This is a genomic window from Caballeronia sp. LP006 (genome assembly GCF_031450995.1).
Taxonomy (GTDB): Bacteria; Pseudomonadota; Gammaproteobacteria; order Burkholderiales; family Burkholderiaceae; genus Caballeronia.
Genome location: NZ_JARTVW010000003.1, coordinates 732,237 through 746,309, shown reverse-complemented (window position 1 = coordinate 746,309; position 14,073 = coordinate 732,237). Strand labels below are relative to the sequence as shown.

Here is a 14,073-nt window from a genome sequence, read left to right as displayed (position 1 = left end):
GCGCATCGACGCCCTTGCGGAGCAGCCAATGGATTCCGTAGACCCGAAGGTCGTATCCGGCACCATCAACGGCAGGCTCGACCGGCTGCCGATGACCCGGCACATGTGGACGCTCTTGATGCTGATCGCAGCGGGCGGTCTCTTCGAACAATACGATATCTATTTCACGGGTTATATCGCGCCGGGTTTGTTCCAGAGCAAGCTGCTGACTTCGACCACTGCATCGTTCTTCGATCTCAACGGTCTTGCAGCCTTTCTCGGGTCGCTGTTCCTCGGGCTGTTCATCGGTACGATCTGTTTCAGCTATATCGCCGATCGCTTCGGGCGGCGGGTGGTCTTTCTCGGCTCGATGATCTGGTATAGCGTCACGACGTTCATTTTGGCGTTTCAGGGCTCGGTGCACGGTCTCGAGATATGGCGGCTGATAGGCGGTATAGGCATCGGCGTCGAGATGATCACGATCGACACCTACATCTCCGAACTCGCGCCCCGCGGTGCGCGCGGCAAAGCATTCGCGTTGTTCTACGGGCTGGCGCAAATCAGCGCGCCGCTCGTGGCCTTTCTAGCGTGGATGTTCGTGCCGACGAGACCGTTCGGCTTCGATGGCTGGCGCTGGGTGATTCTTTTCGGCTCGTTCGGCGCGGTGCTCGTGCTGTTCTTGCGGCGCCGCTTGCCCGAGTCGCCGCGCTGGCTCGCGCAACATGGGCGGCTCGCCGAGGCCGACCGCGTGCTTTCGGTTATCGAAGCGAAGGTGCAAAAGGAGTACGGCCAAGCGTTGCCCGAACCTGAAAAGGCCGTTGGCACGGTACATCCGGAAGGGCGTATCGCCGAAATGTTCGGGCCGGTTTACCGCACGCGCACCATCACGTTGATGATCGTGAACTTCTGCCAGACCATCGGCTATTACGGCTTCGTGAGTTGGATTCCAACGCTTCTGATAGCGAAGGGCATTCTTGTCACGCGAAGTCTCGAATACACGTTTCTCATCGTGTTGACCTATCCGGTCGCGCCGCTTCTCGTCATGCTCGTGATCGACCGCTTCGAGCGCAAATGGCAGCTCGTGTGCAGTGTGATATCCGTGGCGATCATCGGCACGATCTTCGCCATGCTGAACGCGCCGGGCTGGCTCATTATGGTTGGATGCCTGCAGACGCTTGTCGTCAACTGGATGTCCACCATCGTGCATGCCTACCAGTCGGAACTGTTTCCAACCTGGATGCGCGCTCGCGCGGTCGGCTTCGTGTTCTCGTGGAGCCGGTTGAGTTCGATATTCGCAGGCTTCTTCATCGCCTTTTTCCTGCGTGAATTCGGGCAGGCTGGCGTGTTTGCGTTCATCGGCGGTGCAATGGCGATCATCGCCACGACGGTGGCGTGGCTCGGTCCGCGTGTCACGGGCCGAGCGCTGGAGGAGATCGCCCATTGAGCGAGCTGGAATGTGTCGGCAATACGCGCGATGTACTCGGGGAGTCTGCGTACTGGTCGGTCGAAGAACAGGCGCTGTATTGGGTCGACATCCGCAGCCATCTGATCCGCCGCCGCAAATGGGGCGACCACCACACGCAAACCTGGACCATGCCCGAACTCGTAGGCTCGATCGCGCCATGCGCGTCGCGGCGCGGATTGATCGTGGCGCTACGCTCGGCCATCGCGTTCTTCGATCCAGCGAGCGGCGCCATTGAACGTTTCGACGCGCCGCACGCAAGCCAGCCACAAATGCGCTTCAACGATGGCAAGTGCGATAGACAGGGACGATTCTGGGTCGGCTCGATGGATGACATTGGACGCACGCCGGTGGGCGCGCTGTATCGCTTCGAAGCGGGGCGTTATACGCGCGTGATCGAACGCGTAGCCGTGCCCAACAGCCTGTGCTTCTCGCCGGACGGCGCGACGATGTACTTTGCGGACGGCATCGAGCCCGTGATCTGGGCGTTTCCATTCGATATTTCGACGGGCATGCCGGGCGAGCGACGTCTCTTCGCGCGGCTCGACCGCGACACGGGAATTCCCGATGGCGCAACCGTCGATCGTCATGGCTACCTGTGGAGCGCGCAATATGGCGGCGGTGTCGTCAAGCGATACGCGCCCGATGGACGCATCGACCGCGTCGTGCCGATGCCGGTCACGCAGCCAGCAAGCTGCACGTTCGGCGGGCCGGATATGCGTACGCTTTTTGTGACGAGCGGTACGCGTAAGTTGTCCGTGGAAGCGCTCGAGACGCAACCGCTTGCAGGGGCGTTGTTTTGTTTGCGCACCGATATTGAAGGATGCGCTGAAGCGGCATACGTTGGCTGAGCGCGCCTTACAAACTCGAGCCAAACCAACGTCGCCCCCCTCATCGCGGCACGTCCCCCTTGAGCGTGATCCGCTGCATCACCCGCCGAAACCCGTGATAATCGTTCACCGGATTATGCTGAGCCGCGCGATTGTCCCAGAAAGCAATCGCGTTGTTCGACCAGACGAACCGGCACGTGAACTCCGGTTTCACCTGATGTCGGAACAGGAAGTCGAGCAGCGGCGCGCTTTCGTCGGTGGTCATGCCGTCGATGCCGACCGTATGCGCAATGTTCACGTAAAGCCCCTTGCGTCCCGTTTCCGGATGCGTGCGCACGACGGGATGCTTCGCCACGAAATCGTCCGGCTTCTTGCCCGCGCCGTCCGTTCGAATGCGATCCTCTCGGGTACGCGACACATCCGCCTTGGCCGACGAACTGATGCCCTTCAGTCCTTCGAGCAGCCGCTTCATGGTGTCGGACAACGCGTCGTACGCAAGCTGCTGGTTCGCGAACAGGGTGTCGCCGCCATAGGGCGGAATCTCGCGCGAGAGCAGCATCGAGCCCATGGGCGGCACGTCGAGATAGGTCGTGTCCGAATGCCAGATGCCGCCGAAATTCACGCGCTCCGTTTCCAGTTTCTTGACTTCGATGATGGTCGGAAAACCTTCGAGGCTCTTCACAAAGGGATATTCGATAGGCTCGCCCATCGCCTCCGCAAAATCCAGGAACTGCCGGGGAGCGAGGTTCTGGTCACGCAGAAAGATGACGAGATGCTCGTTGAGCGCCGCGCGCAAAACGCTCGCTTGTTCGCGTGTCACGCCCCGCGACAGATCGATGCCGGAGATTTCGGCGCCCAGCGCGCCCGCCACTTTGCGAATGTCCATGCGAACTCCTCGAAGCCGGGCGTGTGTCAGTTCGCGCCGAGCAGCATTGTCGAAAGCGAAGGAAAAATACCGATGAGCGCGAGAACGCCCATCATGATGAACACATAAGGCAACGTGCCGAGCACGATCCGTCGCAACGGGACATCGGGCGCGACGCTCTGCACGACAAAGAGGTTGAGTCCCACCGGCGGATGGATGAGCGCCATCTCCATGTTGATGACGACGACCACACCGAACCAGATCAGATTCCAGTGATACGCCTCCACGACCGGCACGAGCACGGGCATGGTCACGACGATGATCGCGATCGTCTCCATGAAGCAGCCGAGAAAGATCAGCAACACGTTGATGCTCACGAACAGCACCCACGGTTCGACGTGCGCGCCCGCGACGGTTTGCGTGAGCGACGCCGCAACCTGGCTCGTCGTCATCACATAACCGAACACGATGGCCGATGAAATCACCGCGAGGATCATCACGCTGCTTTGGGCCGCGCTGATCAGGATCTGCCGGAATTTGCTCCACGAAAGCTCCCGGTACACGACGCCCGCAAGCACCAGACTTGCGACGATACCGAGCGACGCCGCTTCCTGAGGCGTTGCAAGCCCGCGATACAGCGAGCCGAGAATGATGAGAATCAACAGAGCGAACGGGCCGACGTCTTTCAATGCGACGACACGTTCGCGCATGCTCGCGAGCGGCCGCGTGCGCCTTTCGCTCTCGCTGCCGCGCGCACGATCGCGCATGGCGAGCAGTATCTGATAGATGCCAAAAGCAGAAGCCATGATCGCGCCGGGGATGAGTGTCGCGACGAACAGTTTGCCGATACTTTGCTCCGCGATCACGCTATACACGATCAACGGTATGCTCGGCGGTAACAGAATGCCGAGTGTGCCGCCGGCCGCGACCGCGCCGCATGCACGCGCTTCGGGAACGCGGTGCCGGCGCATCTCCGACACAGCGAAGCCGCCGATGGCCGCCGCCGTCGCCACGCTCGAACCGGATACGGCCGCCATCACGCCGCATGCAAGCGTCGTCGCGACGGCGAGGCCGCCGGGCACGCCGTCGAGGATCGTCGCCAGCGCCGCATAAAGACGCGCGCCCATGCCCGACGCGGAGACGATCGCGCCCATGAACATGAACATCGGCACGGAAGTCAGCGTGAAGGTGGCAACCGATCCCCAGTACGTGCTCGGTACGAGACTCAGTGCATCCCATCCGCCGCCCGTGACGAACAGCGAGGCGAGGGCGACGAACAGCAACGCGAACGCAATGGGCACGCCCATCGACAACACCGCGAGCAAGCCGCCGAACATCCCCGCACCGATGACGAGCTGATTCATTCTTCTCTCCCGAGCAGCATGTCGTCGATGGCGACTTCACGGCCTGCCGGTTCGCGTGCGAATACGATGGTCAGCAAGCGTACGATCTGCGCGATGCACAAAAGCAGCATGCCCGCGAAGAAGCCCGAATAAGGAATCCACAGCGAGAGCGAGAACATGCCCCACGAACGTTCACCGCTCGTGTACGCCTCCCACCAGAAGTCGAATGCGAGGCATGCGAGCGCGAACGCGACCGCCGTGACGATGGCCGTCGATATGAACGCGAGCGCGCGCTTGCCACGTTCGCCGAGATGTGCGCTGAGAACGTCGACCTTGAGATGCCGGCCTTGCCACGCCAGCGCCGCGGTGCCCACGAAGGTCATGTAGGCCATGAGGTAAGTCGTGACCTCCGTGACCCAGACATCGGAAAGATGCAGCGCTTCGCGCGCGAGCACGCCATACGAAATGACGAGCACGGTCGCGATGACCGCCGCGCCGACGGACAACGCGACGCCCCGGCAAAAAGCGTCGAGCCCGCGCGAGAAGCGGTCCAATGCGTGGCGCATCGCGGCCTCTTATTTGTAGAACGCCGTGCTCTGATCGAGCAGACGTCCGCCGTCGGGCACTTCGGCGCGGAACTTAATGAAGCTGACTTTCTGGAACAAGGTCTGCCACTGGTTCCACTCATCGAGCGTCATCTTGTGGATCTTCGCGTTATGGCTCGCAAAAAGTTGCGCGACGCGGCGATCGTCCGCTTTCGCCCCTTCGAACGCGCTCTGCTCGAGGCTTCGACCCACGTCCGTCATGATCTTTTGCTGCTCGGGCGTGAGCTTGTTCCACGTCTTCATGCTGATCGCGATCGGCTCGATCGTATAGTAGATGCTGTAGTCCTCTGGCGAGTTGTAGTACTTCGCCACTTCGTAGAGCCGATACGAACCGAAGGTTCCGGACGACGTCCACAAGCCATCGAGCAAGCCGAGTTGCATCGCGCTATAGGTTTCCGACGACGCCATCGACACGGTACTCGCGCCGGCGCTCTGCAAGGCCGCCTCCATCATCTTTCCGGCGCCGCGCACCTTCTGTTGCGGCAGATCCGCGGGCACGTTGATGGGCTTGGACTTGGATGCCATGCCGCCCGAGATTTGAATCCAGCAGAGCGTCTTGAAGCCATATGCTTCTATCTTCGCTTCGAGTTCTTTCCAGGGCGCGGAGGTGCGGAATTTGAAGACGTCCTCGGGCGTTTTCCAGAGGCCGGGCAGGAGGATGAGGTTCATCTGCGGGATCGCGCCCGCCGAATAGATGTACGGATAGATTGCGAGATCGGCGCTGCCGTTCTTCAAGGCCGTGTGGGTGTTCAGCGATTTGACGAGCGACTCGGCCGGAAAGATGTTGATGTGTATCTTGCCGCCCGACTTCTGCTCGACCTGCTGCGCGAACTTCTTGCCGGTCTGCACCACATAATCGTTCGGGTCGTCGGGCCATTGATGCGCCATCTTGAGCGTCACGACGTCGTCGGCGTGTGCCGCTGTCGATATCGCGGCGAGCGCGAACATGGCGGTGAACATGCGGGTCCAGCGCTTTGCCTGCATCTTCCGTCTCCTGATTTTCTATTTATCAAACCTTCGCTTCAGCGCGTCTGTTCTTCCTGAATCTCGCCGATAGCCGCGCGTATGCGCGCCGCGATGCCGTCGAGCGCGCCTTCCATCCGATACCGTGGCCCCGCGACCGCGATGCCGAGCACTTCCCGGTTCACATGCACGGGCATGGCAAGTGCAAAGACATCGCTCACGCTTTCGCCGCGCGTGAGAAAAAAGCCGCGTTGCTTCGATTCCACGAGGTCGGCCATCAACGCGTTTGCAGCGGTCAAAGTGTGCGCGGTGACCGGCGCGAGCGTCGTGCGCGCGAGCCAGTCGGAAAGCGTTGCATCGTCGAGTTGACCGAGCATCGCCTTGCCGATCGACGTCGAGTAGAGCGGTTTGAGCGCACCGGCCGGCGCGCTGTATCGAATGGTCTGCGGACCTTCGTACACGGCGAGATAGACGATGTGATCGCCCTGACGTTTGCCAATGATCACGGTCTCTTGCGTGGCCTCGCGCAACGCCAGCAACGACGGCTCGATGCGTTCGAGAAACGGGTCGTGCGAGGCGATCTCGAGCGCCATGTCGAGCAGCCGCCGCGTTGGAAACAAGTCTTTGCGACGCCCGGTGACGTAGAGATAGCCGCGCTCGGTCAGCACTTTCACGATGCCGTGACTGGTGCTGACCGGCATGCCCGACGCGGATGCGAGTTCCGACAGCGTCATCGGGCGGCATGCGGCTTCGAATGCCTCGAAGATGCTTAGAGCACGGTCAGTCGGCTTCAATTTCGTATGTTCGAAAAGAGTTTCGCCAAATCGAAACCGAGTATAAAAGATGCGAGCGTCCTTCCGGTCGCTGATTGGATCGGGATTTACCCTTTGAAATGAGGTGCCGAGGCGAAGCCGAGAATCTCACGCGCCGCCGTCCGTAGGCGGCACGGCGTTATCGCTGGCGAAGTTCAGCTCTGCGTTGCAGCAGGGCGCCGCTCGCGCACGGAGTCCAGTACTGCCTCGACGACCCGGTCGACAGAAGGCCAGTTTTTATCCGGTGCATGCTCTACATAGCTATCCGGCGAGACACTCCGATACTGCTCCGGATAGCCCCAGATCGCGTCGTGAACGTTCGGCCTCGTGATGCTGCCGCCGATCACCGCGACCGTCGGCCGACGAAACGCGGCCGCCACGTGCATGAGCATGGAAGAGTTCGTCAGCACGACATCCGCCGATTCGGCAAGCGCGAAAACCGTTCGCATCGACAACGTTCCCGCCACCGAACGAACCGGCACGCCCGGACCGGCGGCGGCGATCGCTTCGGCGGCGCGCGCCTTGTCGGCGGCGCTGCCCACGATCAGGATGTCGCAGGCGTCGTCGGTTCGGTTGAGCGCCGACGCAACCCGCGCGAGCGCGGGGCCGACCTGTTTTGCGTCCCAGACCTTGGTCGGCACGCCTGCCCCGATGCCGACCAGCACGCGCACCGGGCGATTGCCAGACTCGGCGGCGTGCCAGACGTTCGCGGCCTGCGCGCGCTCATCCGCGGTAAGAAAGAGTTGCGGCCGCGCTTCGGGCAGATCGGTCGCGCCCAGCAGTTCGGCCTGCGCAAGCGCGGCGCGTCCACTTTGGCGACGCGCGAAGTCGATAAATTCCTGGCATCCGCTGTGACCGCCGCGATAGCCGCGCACGCCTATGCGGTAGCGCACGCCTAAGCGCATCATCAAAAGCGCGCCCATGTAGCTGCCGAGCACGTCGATGCCGACATCGAAGCCGCCACGCCTGCGCAGCGCGGCGACTTGCGGCGACGACAGTAGAAAGCGCAGAACGTTACGCGGTGAACGGTCCTGGACGAGCTTGTTGTTCCAAGGCGCATCGATCTCGACGATCTCGTCGATGAACGGATTGTTTTCCAGAATCGGCCGCCCCCAACCGCCGATGCCCGCGACAAGGCGCGTCGTCGGAAAACGCTTCTTGAGCGCCTCGAAGATCGGCGTGGTGGTCAGCAATTCACCGAAATCGTTCGGGCGCAGCACGAGGATTTCGCGCGGCACGTCGCGATGCGGATCATGCCGTGCCGGGTTCAAGCGTCCAATCGTCCAGACCGGCAATTCCGTCAGCAGACTCTTCCAACCCATTGCTCCTCCGTGCACGCGGTGGGCGCCGAATGGCGTCGCGTTTTCCGGATCGATTGTGCATCGGGGAGCCGTTGCGATCTGTGGGCGTGATTACAGAAAGCGGTCCGTCGCGCAGCGAGCGGTAGTTCGACGCGCCGCTCAGACGGCGCTTGCACTCCGATACTCGCGCGGTGCCGTATCGTGATATCGCCTCCAGACACGGCGAAAGTCGCGTACCGACGCGAACCCCGATTGCTCGGCCACGCGTTCTATCGACAGCTCCGGGCTCGTCAGCAATCTTTGCGCGCGAGCCACGCGAAGACTTTGCTGATACGCCAGCACGGTGACGCCCGCATGCTCCGCGAACAACCGGCTCAAATGCCGCGAGCTCACGTGCGCGGCCTGCGCAAGCTCGGCCACGCTCCAGGCGCGCGCGGGGTCCCGCGCGATGACGTCCTGCGCCCGGTGCACCGCCGGATGCATGTGATTGCGATGCGCAAGCCACGGCGACAGCTGCGATTCGTCTCCCGCGCGGCGCTGGTACATCACCTGACGTCGTGCCACTGACGCAGCCAGTTCCGCCCCCGCGATCTGCTCGATCACATGAAGCGCCAAGTCGATGCCCGCCGTGATGCCGGCGCTCGTCAGCACGTCGGTGTCATCGACGAACAGGCAGTCGTCCTGCACGCGCGCCGTGGGTTCCTCGCGCTTGAGCAGATCGATTAACGCAAAGTGCGTGGTGCAGCGGCGCCCGGCGAGCAAGCCCGCGCGCGCGAGCAGCACGGCGCCGGAACAAATGCTGGCGATGCGCGTGTCGTCGCGCGGCGCGGTTCGCAGCCAATGCGTGACCGCATCGAAGGGCGCGCTCGTGCCGGGCTCGGGCGATTCCGTGGTGCCGACGACCATGACGAGGCTATTCGGCGGCAGCTTGTCGGGCAGCGGTTCGAGGCCATCGACAAACGTGCCGATGGAGGTCGCGACGCGAGGCAGCGGGCCGCAGTGATGCAAGTCGAACGAAGCGCCGGATTCGGCCGCCATGCGAAAAGCCTCGGCGGGGCCCGCATAATCGAGCATCAGCACGGAGGGCGTCAGCACGAACCATACGGATGTCGCGGGCTTCATGCCGCGCGTGACGTTTGCCAATTGGCGAGCGCATCGTCGACGCTGGCGATGCGTGCAAAGCGATTCTGCAAGACCAGTTCCGTGTGCGCCTTGATTTCTGCCGGCGAATAGACGCGTCCGCTCGTCGCGTGAGTCATCGGGAAGGTGAGCGTGGCGTCGGTCACATAGTCGACCGTATAGCCGATGTCGGAGGCTACGCGCGTCGTGGTTTCGCAGCATTGCTCGGTGCGGATGCCGGTGATGACGAGATGATCGATCTGCCGGCGACGCAACCAGAGATCGAGGCCGGTGTCGGTGAACGCGTTGTGCGTATGTTTTTCGAAGACCACGGAGGGTGCGCCCGGCAGCCACTCCTGCGGCACGGCAAAGCCGGATTCCCTGGTGAACGGACCAGCCTTGCCGATGTGAAAGATATGGACGACCGGAATGCCGGCTTCGCGCGCGCCACGGTCCAAGCGGAGGATGGCGCTTTTGAAAGCAGGCAGATCGGCATCCGACCAGTCGGCGGTCTGACGAAACGATTCCTGTACGTCGATGATGATCAGCGCCGAGCGGGGGAGGGTGGCGGACATTTTTGACGCTCCTTGATTGGGAAAGTCCCATCATAAGCGGGCTTTTTGCGGGAATCGAGAATGCTTGCGGTCAGGATGAGGACAAAATCCGCCAAGCGTCTGGCGAAGGCGACTGGTTGTTTCCTAGGGCCTAAGCACCGCTGCGACAGATGAGGTCCACGAATTGCTATAAGGCGTCTCAAGCGTCGTTCGGAATTTCAACAGTCGAGGTCTTGCCGAAAGACGCGTCTGATCAAACAGTTCCAATCGACGAAGAACCAGCGCTTGCCTAATGGTCCAGGCAAACCTGACGTGGGTCGCCGGGCGCATCTCATTTCGTTTCAACAGCCAGTACACCGCCTCTTGGCGCGAGCTCTAATTCAACGGGAGCAATCATGCATTTCGTTATCAACGGCAAGGCAGTCGACCTGGACTTCGATCCAAGAACGTCGCTGCTCGATCTGCTGCGTGAACATCTCCATCTTTTTGGCGCTAAGAAAGGCTGCAATCAAGGCGCATGTGGCGCTTGCACGGTGCTGGTCGATGGCACGCGCATCAACAGTTGCCTCGCGTTGGCCGTTCAATATCAGGACCGCGAGATCACCAGCGTCGAGGGACTCGGCGCACCGGGCGCGCTTCATCCACTTCAGGAAGCCTTCGTCGAGCATGACGGTTTTCAGTGCGGCTACTGTACGCCCGGTCAAATCTGTTCGGCTATCGGAATGGAAAAGGAGTTGAGAGGCGGCGTGCCGAGCTATGTCAGCGAGGACGTGAGTGCGGAAGGCTTCTCACTGACCGATGCGGAACTGCGCGAACGGATGAGCGGAAACCTGTGCCGCTGCGGTGCGTATAACGGTATCGTCGACGCCATTCAGATCACGTTCGGAAAGGTTCAGACGCAGAAAGAGTCCGTCGAGCAAGGGGTCGAACAATGAATCCCTTCTCCTATGAACGCGCCCTGGATCAGCAGGCGGCGCTGACGTCCGGCGCCCGTTCGGATGCAAAGTACCTAGGCGGCGGCACCAATCTCGTCGATCTGATGCGAGAGACGATCGAGCATCCGACGATGCTGATCGATATCACGGGCCTCTCATGCGCCATCGACGACACGGATGACGGCGGCCTGAGAATCGGCGCCGGCGTAAAGAACACCGCCGTGGCCGCTGACCGGCGCGTGCGCGAACGCTACCCGCTATTGTCCGAGGCCATCCTTGCAGGCGCTTCCGCGCAGATTCGCAACATGGCAACGGTCGGCGGCAATCTCCTGCAACGCACCCGCTGCGGCTACTTTTACGATGATGCCGCCCGCTGCAACAAGCGCGAGCCGGGTTCGGGCTGCGATGCAATGGACGGATTCAACCGCATGCACGCCATCTTCGGCGCGTCCTCCGCGTGCGTTGCCACGCATCCCTCGGACATGGCGGTAGCGCTCGCCGCACTCGGCGCGAACGTGGAAGTCGAAGGCCTCAATGGCGCGCGTCGTATTCCCCTGGTCGATCTTCACGTCCTGCCCGGCGACACACCGAACATCGAAACGGTGCTCGAGGCAGGTGAACTGATTACGGCCCTTACGTTGCCGCCTGAATCGGCGGGCCGATCCGCCTATCGCAAAGTCCGTGATCGATCTTCCTATGCCTTCGCGCTCGTTTCCGTGGCGGCGGTTCTTGACGTGCAGGGCGGCATGGTCAAGGAGGTGAAAGTCGCCCTGGGCGGTGTCGCGCACAAGCCGTGGCGCGCCTTCGCGCTCGAAGCGGCGCTCAAGGATGAACCCGCGACCGAAGCCGCGTTTCGCGCTGCCGCAGCGGCGGAATTCGCGTCCGCTCGAGGTCTTCGCGACAACGCCTTCAAGATCGAACTGGGTCAGCGCGTGATCGCCGACACACTGGTCAAACTGACCGCTCGCAAGGAGATCCTCTAATGCCTATCCTCAAGGACGCCGTGCAGGCGGTCATGAAAAAAGCCATCGCCCTCGCACCCGATAGCTTCATTCCCGGCGGCAAGCCGGACCCTTTGATCCTTCACAAGCACGGGCTGATCGGCGCACCGGTTAGCCGTATCGACGGACCGTTGAAGGTGTCCGGTCAGGCGACCTTCTCGGCCGAGTTTCCAGTCGATGGCATGACGTACGCGGCACTCAAGTACGCATCGATAGCGCGCGGCCGCATCGTGCAGATCGATACGTCGGCGGCGGACGCCGCGCCGGGCGTCGTGCTCGTGATGACGTACAAGAACGCGCCGCGTCTGAAGCCGATGCCCGCGTTCATGACGAAGCCTAAGGCCGCGGGTGGCGACGATGTGCCGATCATGCAGGACGATCAGGTTCACTGGAACGGTCAACCGGTTGCGCTCGTGCTGGCCGAAACGCAAGAGCAGGCGGACCACGCGCAGTCGCTGATACAGGTGACGTACGAGACCTCAGGCGATGCGGTGACGTCCTTGGCGGCAGCGAAGGCGCACGGCTCGGAGCCGGGCGTGTTTCAGGGCGAGCCGCTCAAGCTCGAGATCAAGGATGCCGAGGCAATGCTCGCCGCCGCGCCGCACAAGATCGACGTGCGCTACACGACGCCGCGTCACAATCACAATCCAATCGAACTGCATGCGGCGACGCTCTATTGGAAGGACGAGACGCTGCGTATCCACGATACCGTGCAGGCGGTCGCGCACGAAGCGTGGACCATTGCGCAGGTGTTCGGCATCGACGAGAAGGACGTGCATGTCACGTCACCGTATGTCGGCGGCGGATTCGGTTCCAAAACCATCTGGCAACACCAGGTTTTGGCCGCGGCTGCATCGAAACTCGTGAAACGTCCGGTGCGGATCATGTTGACGCGCGAGGGCGTATATCGCATCGTCGGTGGACGCACGCTCACCGAGCAACGCGTGGCGCTCGGTGCCCAGGCTGATGGAACCCTGGACGCGTTGATTCATACCGGCACGGTCGCCATGACGCCGCATAACAACATGCCCGAGCCGTTCATCTTGCCGGCAAAGAGCGCATATGCGTCGCGCAGTTTTCTGCTCGATGTCGAGACCGTCAAGATGAACATGACGGCCAATACGTTCATGCGCGCGCCCGGCGAGGCGGTCGGCACCTTCGGACTCGAATGCGGCATCGACGAACTCGCGCACGCCATGAGCATGGACCCTATCGAGTTGCGACTCAAGAACGAGCCGCAGAAAGATCCGACGACGGGACTGCCATTTTCCCAGCGCGGAATCGTCGAGGCATGGAAGACCGGCCGTGAACGATTCGGTTGGGCCGAGCGCGGCGAGCCGGGCGCACGCCGCGACGGCGACTGGCTCGTTGGCGTGGGCTGCGCAACGGGAACGTATCCGTACTATCGGATGCCCGGCGGTGCGGCGCGCATCACGCTCAATAGCGCGGGGCGTGCGACCGTCAGCATCGCCGCGCACGAGATGGGCATGGGAACGGCGACCGCGCAGACGCAAATCGTGGCCGAACGCCTTGGGCTCGCCATGGAGGACATCGAGTTCAAGTACGCCGATTCACACTTGCCCGGCGCGGTGCTCGCGGGCGGTTCGCAGCAGACGGCGGCCATTGGCGCTGCGGTGATCGCGGCGCATCACAAGCTCGTGAAGGAACTGCTCCGTCTTGCGGGCAACAGTTCGCCGCTATCCGGTCTTTTGCCCGACGACGTTGGCGGCCACGACGGCGGCCTTTGCGCGCTCGACGACGAAACCCGGCACGAACGCTACGGCGCCATACTCGCTCGCGGTCAGCGCGATGAAGTGACCGTGGAGGCCGAAGCCCCGATGCCTTTCGAATTGCAGCACTGGTCGATGCACAGCCATAGCGCGCTCTTTTGCGAGGTGCGTGTGAACGTCGTCACAGGCGAGATTCGTGTGAGCCGTTTTCTCGGTTCGTTCGATTGCGGCCGCATCATCAATGCCAAGACGGCTGCAAGCCAGTTTCGCGGCGGCATCATCATGGGACTCGGCCTTGCGCTCATGGAAGAGACTCAATTCGACGAGAGAAGCGGCCGCGTGATCAATCCATCGCTTGCCGATTACCATGTCCCAGTTCATCTCGATGTCCCGAGAATCGATGTCATCTGGAACGATGAAGCCGATCCGCACACGCCGATGGGCGCGCGTGGCGTCGGCGAGATCGGTATCACGGGCGTGGGTGCAGCCGTGGCGAATGCGGTTTTCAATGCCACGGGCAAGCGGGTTCGGGATCTGCCGATCACGTTGGATAAGGTGATGTGAGGTTTCGGCG

The 14,073-nt window shown here is 62.1% G+C and carries 13 protein-coding genes; 5 read left to right on the top strand and 8 right to left on the bottom strand.

Annotation, left to right across the window (positions count from 1 at the left end; translation table 11 throughout):
* Positions 1 to 28 precede the first annotated feature (28 nt).
* Positions 29 to 1,423 carry an MFS transporter gene (locus P9250_RS08015; RefSeq protein WP_310392248.1) on the top strand — a complete coding sequence of 465 codons (1,395 nt, stop codon included), beginning with the start codon at positions 29 to 31 and terminating at the stop codon, positions 1,421 to 1,423.
* The gene (locus tag P9250_RS08010) at positions 1,420 to 2,292 is read left to right on the top strand and encodes an SMP-30/gluconolactonase/LRE family protein (RefSeq protein ID WP_310392246.1); all 873 of its coding nucleotides are present in this window, start codon (positions 1,420 to 1,422) and stop codon (positions 2,290 to 2,292) included. Before P9250_RS08015 ends, P9250_RS08010 begins: the two co-directional genes overlap by 4 nt.
* A gap of 40 nt (positions 2,293 to 2,332) precedes the next feature.
* Here P9250_RS08010 and P9250_RS08005 read toward each other — a convergent pair whose 3' ends face one another.
* The 8 genes from P9250_RS08005 to P9250_RS07970 all read right to left on the bottom strand — a co-directional run bounded on the left by P9250_RS08005 (position 2,333) and on the right by P9250_RS07970 (position 9,854).
* Entirely contained in the window at positions 2,333 to 3,157 is an 825-nt protein-coding gene (locus tag P9250_RS08005) for a TauD/TfdA family dioxygenase (RefSeq protein ID WP_244830393.1), read from the bottom strand.
* 26 nt (positions 3,158 to 3,183) lie between these two features.
* Complete coding sequence (locus P9250_RS08000; RefSeq protein WP_244830392.1) at positions 3,184 to 4,500, bottom strand: TRAP transporter large permease; 1,317 nt, start codon at positions 4,498 to 4,500, stop codon at positions 3,184 to 3,186.
* A complete protein-coding gene (locus tag P9250_RS07995) occupies positions 4,497 to 5,045 on the bottom strand; it encodes a TRAP transporter small permease (protein ID WP_244830391.1) in 549 nt (182 codons plus the stop codon). Before P9250_RS07995 ends, P9250_RS08000 begins: the two co-directional genes overlap by 4 nt.
* A gap of 9 nt (positions 5,046 to 5,054) precedes the next feature.
* On the bottom strand, positions 5,055 to 6,068 hold the full coding sequence (gene dctP / locus P9250_RS07990; protein WP_309845572.1) for a TRAP transporter substrate-binding protein DctP: 1,014 nt from the start codon (positions 6,066 to 6,068) through the stop codon (positions 5,055 to 5,057).
* A 38-nt stretch (positions 6,069 to 6,106) separates the two neighbouring features.
* On the bottom strand, positions 6,107 to 6,841 hold the full coding sequence (locus P9250_RS07985; protein ID WP_250468298.1) for an IclR family transcriptional regulator: 735 nt from the start codon (positions 6,839 to 6,841) through the stop codon (positions 6,107 to 6,109).
* A gap of 173 nt (positions 6,842 to 7,014) precedes the next feature.
* Positions 7,015 to 8,181 (bottom strand): glycosyltransferase family 9 protein, encoded by a 1,167-nt coding sequence (locus P9250_RS07980; protein ID WP_310392240.1) that lies wholly within the window; start codon positions 8,179 to 8,181, stop codon positions 7,015 to 7,017.
* Between the two features lie 138 nt (positions 8,182 to 8,319).
* Positions 8,320 to 9,282: a helix-turn-helix domain-containing protein gene (locus P9250_RS07975; RefSeq protein WP_310392238.1), complete on the bottom strand. Its 963-nt coding sequence runs from the start codon at positions 9,280 to 9,282 to the stop codon at positions 8,320 to 8,322.
* The gene (locus P9250_RS07970; protein ID WP_310392236.1) at positions 9,279 to 9,854 is read right to left on the bottom strand and encodes an isochorismatase family protein; all 576 of its coding nucleotides are present in this window, start codon (positions 9,852 to 9,854) and stop codon (positions 9,279 to 9,281) included. The genes P9250_RS07975 and P9250_RS07970 overlap by 4 nt, the downstream gene beginning before the upstream one ends.
* A 374-nt stretch (positions 9,855 to 10,228) precedes the next feature.
* Between P9250_RS07970 and P9250_RS07965 the strand changes: the two genes are divergently transcribed.
* From P9250_RS07965 to P9250_RS07955, 3 genes are read left to right on the top strand one after another with little or no spacing between them, the layout of a single operon-like run.
* Positions 10,229 to 10,768: a 2Fe-2S iron-sulfur cluster-binding protein gene (locus P9250_RS07965; RefSeq protein WP_250468302.1), complete on the top strand. Its 540-nt coding sequence runs from the start codon at positions 10,229 to 10,231 to the stop codon at positions 10,766 to 10,768.
* The gene (locus tag P9250_RS07960; protein WP_310392234.1) at positions 10,765 to 11,751 is read left to right on the top strand and encodes a xanthine dehydrogenase family protein subunit M; all 987 of its coding nucleotides are present in this window, start codon (positions 10,765 to 10,767) and stop codon (positions 11,749 to 11,751) included. The genes P9250_RS07965 and P9250_RS07960 overlap by 4 nt, the downstream gene beginning before the upstream one ends.
* Positions 11,751 to 14,063, top strand: coding sequence for a xanthine dehydrogenase family protein molybdopterin-binding subunit (locus P9250_RS07955; RefSeq protein WP_310392231.1), 2,313 nt, complete (start codon positions 11,751 to 11,753; stop codon positions 14,061 to 14,063). The genes P9250_RS07960 and P9250_RS07955 overlap by 1 nt, the downstream gene beginning before the upstream one ends.
* Positions 14,064 to 14,073: the final 10 nt, after the last annotated feature.